This is a genomic window from Bacillus sp. 0909A (assembly GCF_036765115.1).
Classification (GTDB): domain Bacteria; phylum Bacillota; class Bacilli; order Bacillales; family Bacillaceae; genus Bacillus; species Bacillus mojavensis.
On the sequence record NZ_JBAIZU010000001.1, the window covers coordinates 56318 to 75639 of the forward strand.

The 19322-nt window shown below is 44.9% G+C and carries 17 protein-coding genes and 1 other annotated feature; of the genes, 11 read left to right on the forward strand and 6 right to left on the reverse strand.

The annotated features are described in order from the left end of the window. The first annotated feature begins 152 nt into the window (after positions 1 to 152). On the forward strand, positions 153 to 1346 hold the full coding sequence (locus V6D42_RS00355) for an MDR family MFS transporter (protein ID WP_333512042.1): 1194 nt from the start codon (positions 153 to 155) through the stop codon (positions 1344 to 1346). Positions 1347 to 1376: 30 nt separating this feature from the next. Here the strand turns inward: V6D42_RS00355 and V6D42_RS00360 are convergent, their stop codons facing one another. After that, positions 1377 to 2162, reverse strand: coding sequence for a blue-light photoreceptor (locus V6D42_RS00360; RefSeq protein ID WP_333512043.1), 786 nt, complete (start codon positions 2160 to 2162; stop codon positions 1377 to 1379). 401 nt (positions 2163 to 2563) lie between these two features. Between V6D42_RS00360 and V6D42_RS00365 the strand changes: the two genes are divergently transcribed. The 3 genes from V6D42_RS00365 (at position 2564) to V6D42_RS00375 (ending at position 6168) form a co-directional block, all read left to right on the forward strand. Further along, entirely contained in the window at positions 2564 to 2899 is a 336-nt protein-coding gene (locus tag V6D42_RS00365) for a DUF4257 domain-containing protein (RefSeq protein ID WP_003223352.1), read from the forward strand. A gap of 103 nt (positions 2900 to 3002) precedes the next feature. Then, positions 3003 to 3217, forward strand: a binding site (T-box leader). 109 nt (positions 3218 to 3326) lie between these two features. Beyond that, complete coding sequence (gene leuS / locus V6D42_RS00370) at positions 3327 to 5741, forward strand: leucine--tRNA ligase (RefSeq protein ID WP_333512044.1); 2415 nt, start codon at positions 3327 to 3329, stop codon at positions 5739 to 5741. A gap of 115 nt (positions 5742 to 5856) precedes the next feature. Continuing rightward, the gene (locus V6D42_RS00375; RefSeq protein WP_333512045.1) at positions 5857 to 6168 is read left to right on the forward strand and encodes a rhodanese-like domain-containing protein; all 312 of its coding nucleotides are present in this window, start codon (positions 5857 to 5859) and stop codon (positions 6166 to 6168) included. Between the two features lie 25 nt (positions 6169 to 6193). Here V6D42_RS00375 and melA read toward each other — a convergent pair whose 3' ends face one another. The 5 genes from melA to V6D42_RS00400 are packed head-to-tail and all read right to left on the reverse strand — an operon-like array spanning position 6194 to position 11591. Beyond that, entirely contained in the window at positions 6194 to 7492 is a 1299-nt protein-coding gene (gene melA / locus V6D42_RS00380) for an alpha-galactosidase MelA (RefSeq protein WP_333512046.1), read from the reverse strand. A gap of 21 nt (positions 7493 to 7513) precedes the next feature. Continuing rightward, entirely contained in the window at positions 7514 to 8344 is an 831-nt protein-coding gene (locus tag V6D42_RS00385) for a carbohydrate ABC transporter permease (RefSeq protein ID WP_333512047.1), read from the reverse strand. Then, positions 8341 to 9252: a carbohydrate ABC transporter permease gene (locus V6D42_RS00390; protein WP_333512048.1), complete on the reverse strand. Its 912-nt coding sequence runs from the start codon at positions 9250 to 9252 to the stop codon at positions 8341 to 8343. The genes V6D42_RS00385 and V6D42_RS00390 overlap by 4 nt, the downstream gene beginning before the upstream one ends. Continuing rightward, a complete protein-coding gene (locus V6D42_RS00395; RefSeq protein ID WP_333512049.1) occupies positions 9245 to 10522 on the reverse strand; it encodes an ABC transporter substrate-binding protein in 1278 nt (425 codons plus the stop codon). Before V6D42_RS00395 ends, V6D42_RS00390 begins: the two co-directional genes overlap by 8 nt. Positions 10523 to 10532: 10 nt before the next feature. Next, on the reverse strand, positions 10533 to 11591 hold the full coding sequence (locus V6D42_RS00400) for a LacI family DNA-binding transcriptional regulator (protein ID WP_333512050.1): 1059 nt from the start codon (positions 11589 to 11591) through the stop codon (positions 10533 to 10535). 244 nt (positions 11592 to 11835) lie between these two features. Between V6D42_RS00400 and V6D42_RS00405 the strand changes: the two genes are divergently transcribed. From V6D42_RS00405 to V6D42_RS00435, 7 genes are all read left to right on the forward strand, one after another. Then, the gene (locus V6D42_RS00405) at positions 11836 to 12735 is read left to right on the forward strand and encodes a dienelactone hydrolase family protein (RefSeq protein ID WP_333512051.1); all 900 of its coding nucleotides are present in this window, start codon (positions 11836 to 11838) and stop codon (positions 12733 to 12735) included. Between the two features lie 258 nt (positions 12736 to 12993). Then, positions 12994 to 13788, forward strand: a complete 795-nt coding sequence (gene bioW / locus V6D42_RS00410; protein WP_333512052.1) for a 6-carboxyhexanoate--CoA ligase — start codon at positions 12994 to 12996, stop codon at positions 13786 to 13788. Then, positions 13760 to 15106: an adenosylmethionine--8-amino-7-oxononanoate transaminase gene (gene bioA, locus V6D42_RS00415; protein WP_333512053.1), complete on the forward strand. Its 1347-nt coding sequence runs from the start codon at positions 13760 to 13762 to the stop codon at positions 15104 to 15106. Before bioW ends, bioA begins: the two co-directional genes overlap by 29 nt. After that, positions 15096 to 16268, forward strand: coding sequence for an 8-amino-7-oxononanoate synthase (bioF, locus tag V6D42_RS00420; RefSeq protein WP_333512054.1), 1173 nt, complete (start codon positions 15096 to 15098; stop codon positions 16266 to 16268). The genes bioA and bioF overlap by 11 nt, the downstream gene beginning before the upstream one ends. Then, positions 16265 to 16966 carry a dethiobiotin synthase gene (gene bioD, locus V6D42_RS00425; RefSeq protein WP_333512055.1) on the forward strand — a complete coding sequence of 234 codons (702 nt, stop codon included), beginning with the start codon at positions 16265 to 16267 and terminating at the stop codon, positions 16964 to 16966. Before bioF ends, bioD begins: the two co-directional genes overlap by 4 nt. After that, on the forward strand, positions 16963 to 17970 hold the full coding sequence (gene bioB, locus V6D42_RS00430; RefSeq protein WP_333512056.1) for a biotin synthase BioB: 1008 nt from the start codon (positions 16963 to 16965) through the stop codon (positions 17968 to 17970). Before bioD ends, bioB begins: the two co-directional genes overlap by 4 nt. An 89-nt stretch (positions 17971 to 18059) precedes the next feature. Beyond that, positions 18060 to 19244 carry a cytochrome P450 gene (locus tag V6D42_RS00435; protein ID WP_333512057.1) on the forward strand — a complete coding sequence of 395 codons (1185 nt, stop codon included), beginning with the start codon at positions 18060 to 18062 and terminating at the stop codon, positions 19242 to 19244. Positions 19245 to 19322 lie beyond the last annotated feature (78 nt).

The following is a 19322-nucleotide window of genomic DNA, read 5'->3' on the forward strand; positions in this document are numbered from 1 at the left end:
GAACAATATTTGTTAGATTTTTTCACACTCATCTGTTGAAAAATATGAGACAGACAGATAGAATGAATGTGCTATGATAACTGGATTCGTACGGAGCCTTTTGAGGTTTCCGTTTTTTCATGAGCTTTTATAGATAAGAAAGGGGGATCAGTATGCCGCGCGCATTGAAAATTTTAGTGATAGGGATGTTTATTAATGTGACAGGGGCATCCTTTTTATGGCCGCTTAACACGATCTATATTCATAATCATTTAGGAAAGTCGTTAACGGTCGCGGGCATTGTCCTTATGCTGAATTCCGGCGCCAGTGTGGCAGGGAATTTATGCGGCGGGTTTTTGTTTGATAAAATCGGCGGGTTCAAATCCATCATGCTCGGAATTGCGATTACGTTAGCAAGTTTGGTGGGTCTCGTCTTTTTTCATGATTGGCCGTTTTATATTGTGTTGCTTACAATTGTAGGGTTTGGTTCGGGTGTTGTTTTTCCGGCCAGTTACGCAATGGCTGGATCAGTGTGGCCAGAAGGGGGAAGAAGGGCATTTAATGCGATTTATGTCGCACAAAACGCAGGCGTTGCCGTCGGTTCTGCGCTTGGCGGCGTAGTGGCGTCTTTCTCGTTTTCATACGTATTTTTGGCGAATGCCGCGTTGTATGTGGTTTTTTTCTTTATCGTATATTTCGGATTTCGAAACATTCAGACGAAGGATGTGTCTCAAACGTCTGTGCTTGATTATGATGCTGTAAGCAGCAAAGCGAAATTTACGGCTCTGGTCATATTGAGCAGCGGATATGTGCTCGGGTGGCTGGCATATTCTCAATGGTCTACCACCATTGCCTCGTACACGCAAAGTATCGGGATGTCTCTTTCTTTGTATAGTGTGCTGTGGACGATTAACGGAATTTTAATTGTGGTTGGACAGCCGCTTGTCAGCTTTTTTGTGAAAAAATGGGCTGAGTCGTTAAAAGCGCAAATGATCATTGGTTTTGTCATTTTTATTGTGTCTTACAGCATGTTGCTGACTGCGAAGCAATTTCCAATGTTTTTGGCTGCCATGGTGATCTTGACCATCGGAGAAATGCTTGTTTGGCCTGCGGTGCCAACGATTGCCAACAAGCTTGCGCCTAAAGGGAAAGAAGGATTTTATCAAGGGTTTGTGAACAGCGCTGCGACAGGTGGCAGAATGATAGGGCCTTTGTTCGGAGGAGTGCTCGTCGATCATTCCGGCATTCATGCTCTCGTTTTATCTCTTTTGGTTTTGCTTATGATCAGCATAGCCACGACCGTTTTATACGACAAACGGTTAAAATCAGCTGATAAAGCGAATAAGCAAGCTTCAGTTTCTTCATAAGAAAGATCCCGCCGGATGAGCGGGATCTTTTTACATAATCGGGAGCACGTTAACAGCATCCTTTACATTAGAATATGTTTTCAGCGATGAAAAATTAGCATCCAGTTTATTCATCTTCATGGCCAATTCGGGCTTTATGCCCGTAATGATTAATTCTGTTCCGGTCAATTTCAGCAAATGGCTCAGCTTGAAAATCTGGTCGGCGGTTTGTTCATTTACTTGGGCCAATCCTGATAAATCAATAATCAAATAATCATCTTTGGATGTTGATAAAATATTCGTCAATGTACTGACGATGGAATTAAATCGCTCCTCTGTCAGGTTGCCGACTAGCGGAAGAGCCGAAATGCCGTTGCGAATCGGCACAATAGGAGTTGAAAGTGCAGTAATTTCTGTGAGGGAATCCTCGAGAAGCTGTTCATACTCTTTTTGCTTGGTAATGTCTTTTTGAATTCCGACAAAATAGGTTTTGTCTTCTATTTCCAGCGGATCAATATTTAACTCATTCCAGAACATCGTCCCGTCTTTTTTGTAGTTTTGGATCTGAACTGTAACCGGCTCTTTATTTTGTAAACCGGCTCTGATGTTGCCCACTTCACCAGCGTCTGTATCTTTTCCCTGTAAGAAGCGGCAGTTATTTCCTAAAATTTCCTCGGCCTCATAGCCGGTCATTTGAACAAAGCCTTGGTTTACGTAGACAATCGGATTATCTTCAAGTGCAGGATCTGTAATCACTACACCGACTCGCGCGTGATCAAGCGCTTTTATGATGACGTCCAGCTGTCCTTTTATTCCGAATGATTGAAAACTAGCCATATAATTCCCCCTTAGGCCGCCAGCTTGCTGTGCGAAAGCCTGATATTCCCCTTTTTTTAATGAATTCTACAGTAACCGTAGCACAACACATGTTCTGATTCAAGCAAGCGCAGTTTGTTGTTTGTCATTCGGGCTTGTCCTCGTATACACTAAAAATAAGAACAGAGTTTGAACATATGAACGGAAAGGTTACTAGATGCTAAATAGATGACTAGGTAAATGTCACTGGGTGAAAAATGAATCTAATGCATCAAGCTTACCGATCATGTGTTCACATATAATGGAAGAAACAAGCTTTTTCAGATTTGCCAGTATGTAGATATCGAAAATCATCGGAATCGTTTAAGGGGGCTGGATGGCCTGAAGTCGCTTTACGAAATAAGGGCTTTAGGAAGGTGATGATGAAGATGCTGCATCAGGTATTAATTGCTTGTGTAATTGGAGGAATCATGGGGATTCTCGGTCATGTGAAAAAGAGAGGCAGACTGGAGAAACCCAGGATGACAAAGCGGTTTATCTATCTTGGATTTTTGGAAGATTGGTTTATCGGCATGACGGCTTCCATTTTACTTGTACTATCCGCTGACCCCGATTCAGGAATTCAACTTGTCATCTTATCCATTATCTCAGGCTACGGCGGTGAAGCTGTTCTCAGAAGCTTTGATTTTGTAAGAGAAATGAACAGCGGCGGCGAACCGGCCGAGTCGAAACGTCAAACCAAAACTCCACCAGAATAATTGTCCTCAATCTTCGCCCGTTCAGGGTACATTCCCATTGTATACAAACCTGCTTGCACTTATGAACAGAATTCTATAAAATACAGTTAAGATTACGGTTGCGAAAAGAACAATGAAGAGGAGCAGTAAGAAGCAGATATTGTTTCAGAGAGTTGACGGCTGGTGAAAGTCAATCAAGTTTGTTTCCGAACTCACCTCAGAGTTGCAGCGGTGAAAAGCCGCTGACGCATAACTGCGTTAAAAGTATCAAGTGAGTGCGGCGTCTGCCGCGCTAACGAGGGTGGTACCGCGGGAAAACGAAAGTCTCTCGTCCCTTTTAGGGATGAGGGAGTTTTTTTTAGTTTGGGAATATTCTGAATATAATCCTCCCTGTCCCGTCAATACTTGAACATAAAACGCCGTATTCAATCAGAAGGAGGTTTTTACTTTGAGTTTTCAGCACAAAGAGATAGAAAAGAAATGGCAAAATTATTGGCTGGAAAACAAAACATTTGCCACTCTTGATCATAATGAGAAACAAAAATTTTACGCGCTGGACATGTTTCCTTATCCGTCTGGAGCGGGTCTTCACGTCGGACACCCTGAGGGCTATACAGCGACGGATATCCTCTCTCGCATGAAGCGCATGCAGGGGTATGACGTTCTTCATCCGATGGGCTGGGACGCATTCGGTCTGCCGGCTGAGCAATACGCCCTCGACACCGGGAATGATCCGGCAGTGTTTACGAAGCAGAATATCGATAATTTCCGCCGCCAAATCCAGGCGCTCGGTTTTTCATATGATTGGGATCGTGAAATCAACACGACAGATCCTGAATATTATAAATGGACACAATGGATTTTCTTAAAGCTATACGAAAAGGGCCTTGCTTACGTTGATGAGGTGCCGGTAAACTGGTGCCCCGCACTCGGTACGGTTCTAGCCAACGAAGAAGTCATTGACGGAAAGAGTGAACGCGGCGGCCACCCGGTCGAAAGACGCCCGATGAAGCAGTGGATGCTGAAAATCACAGCTTATGCGGACAGGCTTCTTGATGACTTGGAAGAGCTTGATTGGCCGGAAAGCATTAAAGACATGCAGCGCAACTGGATCGGCCGTTCTGAAGGTGCGCACGTTCATTTTGGCATAGATGGACATGATGAATCATTTACGGTGTTTACAACAAGACCAGATACATTGTTCGGCGCTACATACACTGTCCTTGCTCCGGAGCATGCTTTGGTAGAAAAAATCACAGCTGCTGGGCAAAAAGAAGCTGTAGAAGCTTATATCAAAGAAATTCAATCAAAGAGTGACCTTGAACGCACGGATCTCACGAAAACAAAGACAGGCGTCTTCACGGGAGCTTATGCAATCAATCCTGTAAACGGTGAAAAACTGCCGATCTGGATCGCAGATTACGTTCTTGCTTCATACGGAACAGGTGCAGTCATGGCGGTTCCCGGTCACGATGAGCGTGATTTTGAATTCGCCAACACATTCAGCCTTCCAGTCAAGGAAGTCGTGAAAGGCGGAAACGTGGAAGAAGAAGCGTACACAGGCGACGGAGAGCACGTAAACTCTGACTTCCTGAACGGACTTAATAAACAGGAAGCGATTGAAAAAATGATCGCTTGGCTGGAAGAAACGAAAAACGGCGAAAAGAAAGTCACTTACCGTCTGCGCGACTGGCTCTTCAGCCGCCAGCGCTACTGGGGCGAGCCGATTCCGATCATTCATTGGGAGGACGGAACGTCAACAGCTGTGCCAGAGGAAGAACTGCCGCTGATTCTGCCGAAAACAAACGAAATCAAACCGAGCGGCACCGGCGAATCACCGCTTGCGAACATTAAAGAGTGGGTTGAAGTCACAGATCCTGAAACAGGGAAAAAAGGAAGAAGAGAAACGAATACAATGCCGCAATGGGCGGGAAGCTGCTGGTATTTCTTGCGCTACATTGATCCGCACAATCCGGATCAGCTGGCATCACCTGAGAAAATGGAAAAATGGCTTCCGGTTGATATGTATATCGGCGGCGCGGAGCATGCTGTGCTTCACCTTCTGTATGCCCGTTTCTGGCACAAGTTCCTATACGATATCGGTGTAGTGCCGACGAAAGAACCGTTCCAAAAGCTGTATAACCAAGGAATGATTCTTGGTGAAAACAACGAGAAAATGAGTAAATCAAAAGGGAACGTTGTCAACCCTGATGAAATCGTTGCATCTCACGGCGCTGATACGCTGAGATTGTACGAAATGTTCATGGGACCGCTTGATGCTTCAATTGCCTGGTCTGAATCAGGCCTAGACGGCGCACGCCGCTTCCTTGACCGCGTATGGCGTCTGTTTGTTGAAGACAGCGGAGAGCTAAATGGCAAAATCGTTGAAGGCGCTGGTGAAACATTGGAGCGCGTCTATCATGAAACAGTCATGAAAGTGACAGATCACTATGAGGGCCTGCGTTTTAACACAGGGATTTCTCAGCTGATGGTCTTTATCAACGAGGCCTATAAAGCGTCAGAGCTGCCGAAGGAATATATGGAAGGCTTTGTGAAGCTCCTATCTCCTATCGCGCCTCACCTCGCGGAAGAGCTGTGGGAGAAATTGGGCCATAGCGGTACGATTGCATATGAGGCTTGGCCTGTATATGATGAAGCTAAACTTGTTGACGACGAAGTTGAAATTGTTGTTCAGCTGAACGGAAAAGTGAAAGCGAAACTACAGGTTCCTGCAGATGCGACGAGGGAACAGCTGGAACAGCTTGCTCAAGCAGATGAAAAGGTCAAAGAGCAGCTTGAAGGCAAAACCATTCGAAAAATTATCGCGGTGCCTGGCAAGCTTGTCAATATTGTGGCAAACTAATCCTGAAAAAATCCCCTTGGTCAAAAAGGGGATTTTTTCATCATTCTCTTAATAGAAATTGACTGACGGACTTTGGTATACTTAAAGTCATCATCGTGAATAGGAGTGTTATCGGTTGAAAATAAATGAAATCAGCACTGCCGATCTGAAAGAAAAAATCGAGGCGGATGAAGAATTGTATTTGATTGATGTCAGAGAAGATGAAGAGGTTGCGGAAGGCATGATCCCGCAAGCGGTTCATATTCGCATGGGAGATATTCCTGAAAAAATGGAAACCCTCGATAAAGACAAAGAGTACACTTTTATCTGCCGCTCAGGAATGCGCAGCATGAATGTCTGCAAGTATTTGGATGAGCAAGGCTTTAAAACAGTCAACGTAGAAGGCGGCATGATGGCCTGGGAAGGCGAAACGAAACCGAAAAACTAGGGGAGAGATTACCCCTAGTTTTTTTTTATTTGTATGCTGGAAGCCAATCGCCGTGCGCTTCAAATAAATCATCACACATCGAAATAATGTCATTGATGGACAGCTCTGCACTTGTATGCGGGTCAAGCATAGCTGCCTGGTAGACAGCTTCTTTTTTCCGTGTAACAGCAGCTTCAATGGTCATCAGCTGTGTGTTGATATTCGTTCTGTTTAACGCTGCGAGCTGCTCAGGCAGTTCTCCTGCAAAGCATGGGGTTATTTTTTTTCTGTCGGCGACGCATGTCACTTCAACGACCGCTTTGGAAGGAAGGTTTGTGATAAGCCCGGTATTTAACACGTTTCCTCCGAAGGTGAATGGCTGATTCGTTTCCATCGCTTCTATTATTCTTGAGCCATATTCTTTTGAACGTTTATGGGTGAGGTTTTTATTGTTAACAATGTCATCCCTCATTTTCTCCCAATCTTCTATCTGTTTCACGCATCTTCTTGGATATTCGTCTAGCGGGATCTGCAGCTCGTTGATCAATTCAGGATAGTTTCGCTTGATAAAATAAGGATGGTATTCTGCGTTGTGCTCTGATGATTCCGTGACGTAATAACCGAACTTATCCATCAATTCAAATCGCACCATATCTTGATGCTTTGTTTTTTGCTTTTCTCTCGCTCTCTTTTTGATTTCGGGATATAAATCAACGCCGTCCTTTTTCACTTCCAACAGCCATGCCATATGATTGATGCCTGCAATTCGTTCTTCAATCCCGTCGTGTTCCATACCGAGAGATCTAAATAAATCTCTTGTACACACTTGAACGCTGTGGCACAGCCCGATCGTTTTCACATCCGTATAGCGAAGCATAGCGCCAGTCAGGGAGGCCATTGGGTTTGTATAGTTTAAAAACCAGGCGTCGGGGCACATTTCCTCAATATCTTTTGCGATATCAAATAACACGGGGATTGTCCTGAGTGATCTGAATATCCCGCCGATGCCCACCGTGTCGGCAATTGTCTGCCGTAATCCGTATCGTTTAGGAATCTCAAAATCGATGACTGTGCTTGGTTTATAGCCTCCGACCTGAATGGCATTAATCACATAGCCCGCATGCTGCAAAGCCAGTTTTCTGTCATCATAGCTGTTGATAACGACGCTTGGATTATAGCGGTCTCTCAAATTTTCGAGCATAAGCTGAGATTCCTGCAAGCGTTTTGGATCAATGTCGTAAAGCGCAAATTCAAACCCATTTAACGCCTCCGTTAACAAGCAGTCTCCTAAAACATTTTTTGCGAAAATTGTGCTCCCTGCACCGATAAATGTGATTTTTTTCATGTCGGTTCCTCCTTTAATTCATTATCCTTTTACCGCTCCTGATGACAGCCCGGCAATAAAGTATTTTTGCAACGCCAGAAACAGAATGACCATCGGCAGCATCGCCATGATGGCAGCTGCGGCGACCAAATGCAGATTGTTGGCGTTTTCTCCGAAAAACCCGGCCATTGCGACAGTAAGTGTCTGCACCTTCTGATCCTGTAAAAAGAAAATCGCAAATTGATAGTCATTCCATATAAAGACACAGGAAATAATACAGATGGTGGCAGTGATCGGCTTCAGCAAAGGAAATACGATCGTAAAAAAGATTTTCAGCATTCCCGCTCCATCCATTCTTGCCGCTTCTTCAAGCTCTTTTGGAATGGTTGAACGGATAAAGCCGGAATACAAAAACACGGTTAACGGCATATACGCCGCTGTATTGATCAAAATGGCGACTGCGTGTGTATTGACCATACCGGCGTCCACGACCATTCTGTATAAAGGCACCATGGACGTTAACGGAGGGATGATCATAATGGAAATCAGCAGCGCGAAAACGGCTTTATTCAGTTTGGTTTCCCGCCTGGCAAGAGGGTAGGCGGCCAGTGAGCCGAATATGATTAATAACAATGCCGAAACGCCTGTGATGATGATTGTGTTGATAAACGAGTTGCCAAGTGAAGCACGCTCCCATGCCTCAGTAAAATTTTGAAAGGAAATATCAGCTGGAAACAGCCATTTGGAACTGTAATCGCCTTTTGCTTTCAATGAAGTGGTCAGCAGAATATAAAAAGGAATGAAATGCGCACAGGCTACAATGGCAGCGAGAAGTGTAATCAACCGCAGTTTGTTTGAGCGGACGGCTCTCATGACATTTCCGTCTCCTTTCTTTTAAAGTACGCAAGCGCGCAAAAGCTGATGATCAAAATGACAAATGCCATAAATATGCCTTGTGTCGCAGCGTAACCCGCATCCTGCCGTTTAAAATACAGGTCATACATAAACGTCGACATCGATTGCGACGCGTTTCCGGGTCCGCCTGCAGTAAGCGCGATGATCACGTCAAACAGCTTTAAGCCCCCAATAATGTTAATGACCATATTGATCGTAATCGATGGCATTAGCAGGGGCAGGGTGATGCCGAAAAACTGCTGGCCCCGTGTTGCGCCATCCATTTCCGCTGCTTCGTAGTAATCTTTTGGAATGCTTTGCAGGCCTGCCAAATAGACAATCATGGCGATGCCGACATATTGGTACGTGTTAATCATGACGATGATCCATGGGTTCGAAGACGGACTGGCAAGCGCGTTGATCGGGCTGATACCGAAAACGCCAAGCAGGTCATTAAGCGCGCCTCCGTCATAAGAAAAGAAGAAGTACCAAATGTAGCCCATAATGAGCGGACTGATCATAACCGGCAAATACACAATTGTTCTTGTTATCGCTTTCATTTTTATGCTTTGATTCAATAGCAGGGCGTATAGAAGCCCTATGACGTTTTGAAAAAAGGTGCTGCCGAGTCCGTATAGCAGCGTGTTTTTTAAGATATGCCATGTGTCCGGATCAGCAAACAGCCTTTCATACTGAGAGAAACCGACCCACTGATAAACCTGAGAAAATCCGTTCCAGTTTGTGAAGGTGATAAAAGCGCCTTTTATAAACGGATAAATCATGAAGATCAAAACGGAGAGCAGAGCCGGAATATACATCCACCAAAGTGAGGACTGTTTATTCGGCTTGACCTGTTTCACATGTGCGTCTCTGGCGATCTCACTCATTGTTTTCAGCTCCCTGTGTTTCAGATTGCTCCCGGAGTCGTTTATATTCTCTTCCCAGCTTTTTAGAAATTTCGTTGGGTGTCAAAATGTCTGCCGCAAGCTCCTGGCCGACCGTTCCCATCACATCCCACATCCCGTTCGGCAAGTACAATCGGTCGAAGTAAGGTTCGACTTTCATATTCTGATATTGCTGATAGTCTTTGGCATAGAAAATGTTAGCTTTTACATTGGTCAGCCCTGAAGGAAGCGAGGTGGCTTCAGCCATTTCTTTCGCATGGGCGGGACGAGCCATAAAGGCGATAAATTGCGTTGCTTCCTTTAAATGAGGCGAGTCTTTCCATGCTGCCAGTGTATAGCGCTCGCCTCCAATCCATATCGGGTCATCACCGGAGTGTATAGCTGGTGTCGGGATAATCCCAACCTTTACATTCGGGTTAATTTGGGCGACGTCTTGACCAAGAGTGCCGCCCTGCATGGTAAAAGCGATTTTATTTTGGGCCATTAATTCAATGAGCTGTGATTTTTTTGCTGTTACGGCATCGATATTGATGAGTTTTTCTTTCTGCATTTGTTTGAGGGCATCTGATAGATAAGTAAATTTGCTCCAATTGAAGGTGCCGTCAATGAGCTGTTTCTTTTCATTATGGGCAGGGTCTGTGATGAGAAGAGGTGTTGCGAATTGGTCATAATATTGGGCGAAAGAGCTTTTGTCATATCCGGCGAACCAGAAAGGAACGATTTCTCCATTGCCTTTTTCTTTAATCGTTCTCAATGCTTTTATAAAAGCATCCATCGTTTCGGGCGGATCAATGCCGAAACGGTCTAATATATTGCGGTTGTATGCCAGACCGTCCTTTGCCTGATTGATCGGATATGCGTATACCTTTCCGCTCTTGTTTTTAAGGATGCTGTTTAAATTCGGGTCAAGTTTCTGAGTCCAGTCCATATCCCGGAGATCGGCTGTATACTCCCCGTACCTGATTTTCCCCCAGCCATGAGTATCAAAGAGGTCAGGCAGATCATTGGCGGCCATTCTGACACGCATCATATTTTCATAGTCATTGCCTGGGAAATGAATGCTGACGCGAATGCCGCTTTCCTTTTCGAACGCTGCGGCTAGTTTTCTGAATGTGTTTCTTTCACTGTCCGTTGACATCGTAGAATAAATGGTTAACGTCTTTTTGCCCGTATCTGCAGTGCTTTCTTCAGGTGAGCAGCCCGGCAAAATCAGCAGAATAAGAGAGAGAAATAAAACAAATATGTGTTTCATCTTTTCCTCCTTATGATCTTGATGAACGTTTTTCTTGCGTCACCTCCTTAGCTGTGTATCCGCAGCTTTGCCTGATGATCAGCGTTGTCGGCAGGGTGACTTGATGAGGAATTGTTCGGCCGTTAAAGCGGTCGAGAAGCTGTTTTACACCTGTGCGGCCCATTTCCTCTGTATACACTTTCACCGTGGTTAAAGGTGTGCTGGCAAACTCGGCCTCTTCAATGCCGTTAAAACTGACAATGGCTGTATCCCGCGGCACATGCAGATCGGCTTCCCGAAGTGCTTTTAATGCCCCGATAGCCATAGAATCACTTGCGATAAAAAAGGCTTCCGGCAGATTGCCTTGAGTGATGGCTTTTTTCATCAGACGATAGCCCTCGCGCATGCTGTAATCGCCGACCAAGACGTGTTCAGGCTGAGGATTGGCGGACTGCAAAAAGGCAGTCTGGCGTTTGTCTTCAATTGTTCTGCGAATGCTTTGGCCGTCCCTCAGTGTATGCTCCTTCTCCTGCCCGCCGATATAGCCTAAACGTTTGTAACCTAAATCGAAAAGGTGATCAATTGCCTGGCGTGCGGCGGCTTCAAAATCAATCCCAATCGAGTCGTATATCTGCGGATCTGGAGAATGATTGATAAACACGGCATGCTCTAATCGGCCGCTGATATGTTGAACGGCTTCGTCATGGACACGGCCGATCACAATGATGCCGTCTAATTCCCGAAAAATATGCTCCTGGAAGGAACCGAGATGGATGGAGTTTGTAATGAAAATTTCCTGTTCAAAGCATTCTTTTTCAATTCCTTTGCGAATAGAAGAAAAATAAGGATCCTGCCGTTCTTCATCGGGAGATAAGCAGCTCAACACCCCGATAAGCGGCTGCGCGCGCTGTTTTTGTCCGCGGGCTTTTCGGCGTTTAGCGACAGTTTGATAGCCTAGCTCTTCAGCGATACTGATTACTCTTTGCCTCGTTTCACCTGCAACAGAAAGCGAATGATCTTCATTTAAAATTCTCGAAACAGTAGCACTTGAAACGTTGGCTTTTAAGGCGATATCTTTTATCCGAACCATGGTTACTCCCTTTCATGTGATGAGATTTACTAAAACGCAAGACATATTTTACTCATGCGTTTTTGATAAATTGATACTATCATAGGAAAGTAAGCGGTTACAATAATGAATTTCAGAATATTTTGTTATATTTAGTAAAAGTTTAGTAAACCACGATTTTTGTTTCTATATGCTGTGTGAAAAATAAAGGGAAAAACAAATCTGTCTCGTACATTGAAGATAAGCGAAGAGGAAGGGTGATGGGATGAGTAACGAAAAAAGAGAGCTGCTGTTTCGATTGCTTGGTGATTTGCCTGATCGGAAGGATACGGGTGCGGAAACGCTGCGTATTGAGGAAAAAGAGGGATATATGATTGAAACGCTGCTGCTTGATATAAATGGGCTTGAAAAGGTGCCTGCATATTTTGTGAAGCCGAAAGCGGCAAAAGGACGGTGCCCGGTTATATTCTTTCAGCATTCACATGGAGGGCAGTATGACCGGGGAAAAAGTGAACTGCTTGAGGGAGCGGATTATTTGAAGGCGCCCTCGTTTGCTCGGGAGCTGACTTCTCTCGGATATGCGGTATTGGCAATCGACCATTGGGGATTTGGAGACAGACGGGGAAAAACAGAAAGCGAGATTTTTAAAGAAATGCTTCTCACAGGAAGGGTGATGTGGGGCATGATGATTTACGACAGTATAAGAGCCATTGATTATGTGCAGAGCCGTCCTGATATTCAGCCTGACAGAATCGGAACGATCGGCATGTCTATGGGGGGCTTGATGGCATGGTGGACAGCGGCGTTTGATGAACGGATTAAGGCATGTGTGGATTTATGCAGTCAGGTTGATCATCATGTACTGATTGAAACACAGAACCTTGACCGGCATGGCTTTTATTATTACGTTCCGGCGCTTGCAAAGCACTTTTCTGCATCAGATATCCAAAGCCTGATCGCACCGCGCCCGCACCTTAGTCTTGTCGGCATACATGATCGGTTAACACCCGTTGAGGGTGTGAACAAAATCGAAAAAGAATTAACAGCTTTGTATGCTGAGAAAGGGGCTTCTGATCGTTACCGTATGGTACGCTCCGCTTCAGGGCATTTTGAGACAGCTATGATGAGACATGAAGCCCTTCGGTTTTTGAAAAAGTGGCTGTGACAGTGAAATAGGGCAGGTTTAAGTGTTTGTCTGAAATGATTCTATACAGGTGAGGAGGCGAGCGTCTGCCCGTCTCTTCTTTTTCTAGTGGATTAATACAGGTATCAGGAATATACATGATAAATAGATATTGAATGGCGTTCTGATATTGACAGAATTGTATATACATAATAGTATTCTATTTGTTAACCTTAATTAATAAATTGTTAACAAATAGTTTGCTTTCTTCTGTAATCAAAGCTGAAAGGGCGAGAAGGTATGCAAGAAGAACCATTTTACAGTGTCAGAATGAGAGCTTCTATGAATGGGTCTCACGAAGATGGTGGAAAGCATATATCCGGCGGAGAACGGCTTATCACGTTCGATAATATGAAACGTACGGTGAATGCCTTACTAGAAAAAGGTTTATCCCACTCAAGAGGAAAACCGGATTTTATGCAAATTCAATTTGAAGAGGTTCATGAGCCGGTAAAGACGATTCACCCATTACCAATCAAGACAAATGAAGTGGAATCCCCAGATGAGGGACAAAGTCTTGCCCGCTTCTTATTGGAGAGAGCGGGTGTTCCAAAAAAAGTGATTGAAAAAGCATACCAACAAATTTCTGAATGGCGGGGTATCAGGGGAGCGGTGGTATTTGATATTCACACTGGCAAACGAATTGATCAAACATTAGAAAAAGGTGTGCGGGTGTCCAGATTGGATTGGCCGGACGCCAATTTTGAAAATTGGGCGATCCGCAATCACATGCCGTCCAATTCAAGAATAAAAGAGGCCCTTGCACTTGCTTCAAAGGTGAGTGATCATCCGGCAGCTGTTGCAGAATTATGCTGGTCGGATGACCCTGATTACATCACAGGCTATGTTGCAAGTCATAAACTGGGCTATCAGCGTATTACAGCAATGAAAGAATACGGGAATGAAGAGGGCTGCCGCATCTTTTTTGCTGACGGCTCTGAAGATGTAAACACATACATAAATGATCTCGAGAAGCAGCCTATTTTAATAGAGTGGGAGGAAGATGATGACTCAAGATTTGATAGAAAAAAGTAAAAAGCATCTTTGGCTGCCTTTTACTCAAATGAAAGACTATGATGAACATCCCTTGATCATAGAGAGCGGCAACGGAATCAAAGTAAAAGACATAAACGGCAAGGAATATTATGACGGCTTTTCTTCCGTTTGGCTTAATGTGCACGGGCACCGCAAAAAGGAATTAGATGAGGCCATCATAAAACAGCTTGGAAAAATTGCTCACTCCACATTATTAGGCATGACCAACGTTCCGGCGACCGAACTTGCCGAGACATTAATTGAGATCAGTCCGAAGAAGCTGACGCGTGTTTTTTATTCAGACAGCGGTGCAGAAGCGATGGAAATTGCTCTTAAAATGGCGTTTCAATATTGGAAGAACATCGGGAAGCCTGAAAAACAAAAATTTATCGCAATGAAAAATGGATATCACGGCGATACGATTGGTGCCGTCAGTGTCGGTTCTATTGAACTGTTCCACCACGTCTATGGTCCGTTAATGTTTGACAGTTATAAAGCTCCGATCCCTTATGTATACCGCTCTGAAAGCGGTGATCCTGTGCAGAGCCGTGATGAGTGTCTCTATGCGCTTGAACAGCTGCTAAAGGAACACCATCGCGAAATTGCAGCGCTTTCTATTGAATCAATGGTTCAAGGAGCATCCGGAATGATTGTGATGCCGGAAGGATACTTGTCAGGGGTGCGCCAGCTTTGTACAGCTTACGATGTCTTAATGATTGTTGATGAAGTTGCCACTGGTTTTGGCCGGACGGGGAAAATGTTTGCATGTGAGCACGAAAATGTTCAGCCTGATCTAATGGCTGCCGGAAAAGGCATTACAGGAGGCTATTTGCCGATAGCTGTCACCTTTGCCACCGAAGACATCTACCATGCTTTCTACGATGATTACAAAGAACAAAAAACCTTTTTCCACGGTCACTCCTATACAGGAAATCAGCTTGGCTGTGCGGTTGCTCTTGAAAACCTGAGATTATTTGAATCTGAGTACATCGTTGAACAAGTCGCGCAAAAAAGTGAAAAGCTCCATTTGCTTCTTCAAGACTTGCATGCTCTTCCTCACGTTGGGGATATTCGGCAGCTCGGCTTTATGTGCGGTGCAGAGCTTGTTCAATCAAAGGAAACTAAACAGCCTTATCCTGCTGATCGGCGTGTGGGGTACAAAGTTTCTTTAAAAATGAGAGAGCTGGGGATGCTGACGAGACCGCTCGGCGATGTGATTGCATTTCTGCCTCCGCTTGCCAGTACAGCTGAAGAGCTAGAAGCAATGGTGTCTATTATGAAAGAAGCGATCCAAGAGGTAACCAGCCTTGAGCATTGACAGCTGGTTAAGCAGCCGGTTAGACAAAGCGAAGGGAGCCGGCGTATACCGTACACTCAGAACAATGAACGGGCCTCCAATTCCAGAGGTAACAATTAATGGCGAAAATCAAACGGTCTGGTCGTCAAACAATTATTTAGGTCTGGCAAACCATAACCGTTTGATCTCTGCAGCCCAAGCAGCACTGCAGCAATTTGGAGCAGGAAGCAGCGGCTCACGTTTAACGACGGGCAATTCGATCTGGCATGAAAAACTCGAAAAAAAGCTTGCCGGCTTTAAACGGACAGAAGCGGCTTTACTGTTTTCGAGCGGCTATTTAGCCAATGTCGGTGTCCTTTCTTCGTTACCTGAAAAAGGGGATGTCATTTTAAGTGATCAGTTAAATCATGCAAGTATCATCGATGGCTGCCGCCTGTCTAAGGCTGATACGGCCATTTATCGCCATATCGAAATGACTGATTTAGAAGAAAAACTGAAAGAAACACAGCGGTACCAACGCCGTTTTATCGTAACAGACGGGGTATTCAGCATGGATGGCACGATCGCCCCTCTTCATCAGATTATCGACCTTGCTAAACGCTATCATGCTTACGTCATTGTTGATGATGCGCATGCAACAGGTGTTTTGGGTGAATTAGGAGGAGGGACGAGTGACCATTTCGGTGTGTGTCCTGACATTGTCATCGGCACGCTAAGCAAAGCTGCCGGAGTGGAAGGAGGTTTTGCTGCAGGTTCAGCGGTAATCATCGACTTTCTGCTGAACCATGCCAGAACGTTTATCTTTCAAACCGCTATTCCGCCGGCAAGCTGTGCAGCTGCCCATGAGGCGTTAGACATCATTGAAGCCAGCAAGGAAAAACGGCAGCTTTTATTTTCTTATATCCAGATGATCAAAACGAATCTGAAGCACATGGGCTATGCGGTGAAGGGGCATCATACACCGATTATTCCGGTGGTCATCGGCGATACCCGAAAAACGGTCACATTTGCTGAAAAACTGCAGGACAAGGGAATCTATGCCCCTGCCATTCGGCCGCCGACCGTAGCGCCAGGAGAAAGCCGTATCCGATTAACCATCACAGCTGGGCACAGTATAAGGGATATTGATCATTTACTGGAAGCATTTCGTTCAATTGGAAAGGAGCTGAACATCATTCCATGAGAGGTTTTTTTGTAACAGGAACAGATACAGAAGTAGGGAAAACGGTGATATCCAGCGGTCTTGCAGCTTTATTGCGAGAAAATAAGATGGATGTCGGAGTATTTAAACCATTTTTAAGCGGGATTTCTCGTCATCATCCGAATAGTGACACAAGCCTGCTGAAAGAGATGTCACAAACGAGTCTCTCATATGAAGAGATTACGCCTTTTGCATTCAAAGAGCCGCTAGCTCCATACGTTGCAGGAAAGCTGGAGGGAAAGGCTGTCAAAATGCAAGAAGTCTTACGCCATTGGGAGCGGATAAGAGAAAAACATGAATGCTTCATCGTAGAAGGTGCGGGCGGAATTTCTGTGCCATTGGGAGAGGATTATTTAGTCAGTCATGTCATAAAAGCGTTGCAGCTTCCCCTGATCATTGTGGCACGTCCTCATCTCGGAACAATTAATCATACCTTTTTAACTGTCCAATATGCGAAAAGGATGAGTCTTCCAATCGCCGGAATTGTCATCAATGGGATCAGTGATTCTCCTGATCATGATGAAAAAACCAATCCTGAGATGATTGAGCGTTTATGCGGTGTGCCGATTTTAGGGGTAACGCCTAAGCTTGCCAACGTGACGAAAGAAACGGTTCTTCATATGGTAAAAGACCATATCGATCTATCATTACTGATGAATCAAGTGGGGGTAGGAGAATGAATCAATGGATGGAACTCGCAGACAGGGTGCTGGGCGGAGCAGAGGTGACCAACGAAGAGGCGCTTTCTATTTTAAACTGTCCAGATGAAGACATCTTGCTTTTGATGCATGGAGCTTTTCACATCAGAAAACGATTTTATGGAAAAAAAGTGAAGCTCAATATGATTATGAATGCAAAATCAGGGCTTTGTCCGGAGAATTGCGGCTATTGTTCTCAGTCTGCGATTTCGAAAGCGCCGATTGAGACTTACCGGATGGTGAAAAAGGAAACCCTTCTGGAAGGCGCAAAGCGGGCGCATGATTTGAACATAGGTACATACTGTATCGTGGCAAGCGGCAGGGGGCCGTCCAACAGAGAGGTCGATCAGGTCGTAGAAGCAGTACAGGAAATAAAAGAGACGTATGGGCTGAAAGTTTGTGCGTGTCTTGGACTGCTAAAGCCGGAGCAGGCGAAACGGCTGAAAGAAGCCGGAGTAGACCGCTATAATCATAATGTCAATACATCTCAGAGAAATCATTCAAACATTACCACGTCACATACGTACGAGGACAGGGTCAATACGGTTGAAATTGCAAAAACCTCCGGCATGTCTCCATGTTCAGGCGCCATTATCGGGATGAAGGAAACGAAACAGGATGTCATCGATATCGCACAAAGCTTGAAGGCCCTTGACGCTGATTCCATTCCGGTGAATTTTTTGCATGCGATTGACGGCACACCATTAGAAGGCGTAAATGAATTAAACCCGCTGTATTGTTTAAAAGTGCTGGCGCTGTTCCGTTACATCAATCCGTCAAAAGAAATCCGCATTTCTGGTGGCAGAGAGGTCAATCTCCGCTCATTGCAGCCATTGGGGCTGTACGCCGCCAACTCCATCTTTGTCGGAGATTATTTAACGACTTCCGGACAGGAGGAGACGGAGGATCATAAAATGCTGAGTGATTTAGGATTTGAAGTAGAATCGGTCGAAGAAATGAAAGCCAGTTTACGTGCAAACAGCTGAAAGCAAGAATAGAAGCAATCGGTGTCATGTCGATTGCTTTTATTTTTATAGAGTCAAAATGATGATGTCAGAATCATGAAAGGGAGCATATGACAATTCCAATTTCACTTACACCTTCTGCGTTTTTTAAAAACCCTTATCCTTATTACGACACATTACGTTCTGCACACCCTTTATATAAAGGGAATGTTTTAAAGTATCCAGGCTGGTATGTCACGGGATATGAGGAAGCGGCAGCAATTCTGAAAGATACCAGATTCAAAACACGTGTCCCGCTGCCCGAGACATCTATGAAATATAAGGATCTAAATCATGTCCAGAAGCAGATGATGCTGTTTCAGAATCAGCCTGACCATAGGCGACTGCGTATACCGGTCAGCGGGGTATTTACTCCGAGAATGACAGAGTGCTATCGCCCATTTATAAATGAAACTGTCCATCATTTGCTTGATCAAGTGCAAGGTGAAAAAAAGATGGAGCTGATTTCTGACTTTGCTTTTCCTTTGGCAAGCTGCATTATTGCTAAAATCATAGGTGTGCCGGCAGAAGAAAGGGATCAGTGTAAAGAGTGGGCGTCAAGCCTCGTTCAAACAATTGATTTAACCCGATCAAGAAAGGTGTTAACAGACGGCAATCAGATCACAGTAAAGATGAAGGAGTATTTTAGAGAGCTCATTCAAAAACGGAAACAAAATCCGCAGCATGACGTGATCAGCATGCTGCTGAAGGAAGAGCAGGCTGATAAGCTGACGGAAGAGGAAGTGGCATCAACGTGTATATTGCTGGCGATCGCCGGACATGAGACAACAGTGAATCTCATCAGCAACTCAATTCTTTGTCTGCTGCAGCATCGAGAACAGCTTTTGCAGCTCAAAGAAAACCCAGCTCTGATTCATACCGCAGTTGAGGAATGCTTACGCTATGAAAGCCCCACACAAATGACAGCCCGTGTTGCGTCAGAAGAGATTGAAATGAATGGCGTAACGATTCGTCAAGGGGAGCATGTCTATGTTCTGCTGGGGGCTGCCAATCGAGATCCAAAAGTATTCGCGCATGCCAATGAGTTCGATATCACCAGAAGCCCTAATCCCCATCTTTCATTCGGGCAGGGCCACCATATTTGTATAGGTTCTTCGCTGGCACGGTTAGAAGCACAAATTGCAATCAACACTCTTCTGCAGCGCATGCCAGGCCTGCAGCTCGCTGTTTCTGAAGTGCGATACCGGAAGCTAATTGGTTTTAGAGCGCTTATGGAGCTGCCAGTTACTTTTTAATGAAGGCTAAAGGAAGTCATGTGAATGCTCAAAAAGTGTCATCCCCTGAGAAAATGGGCAATCTATAAAAAAGGGGAG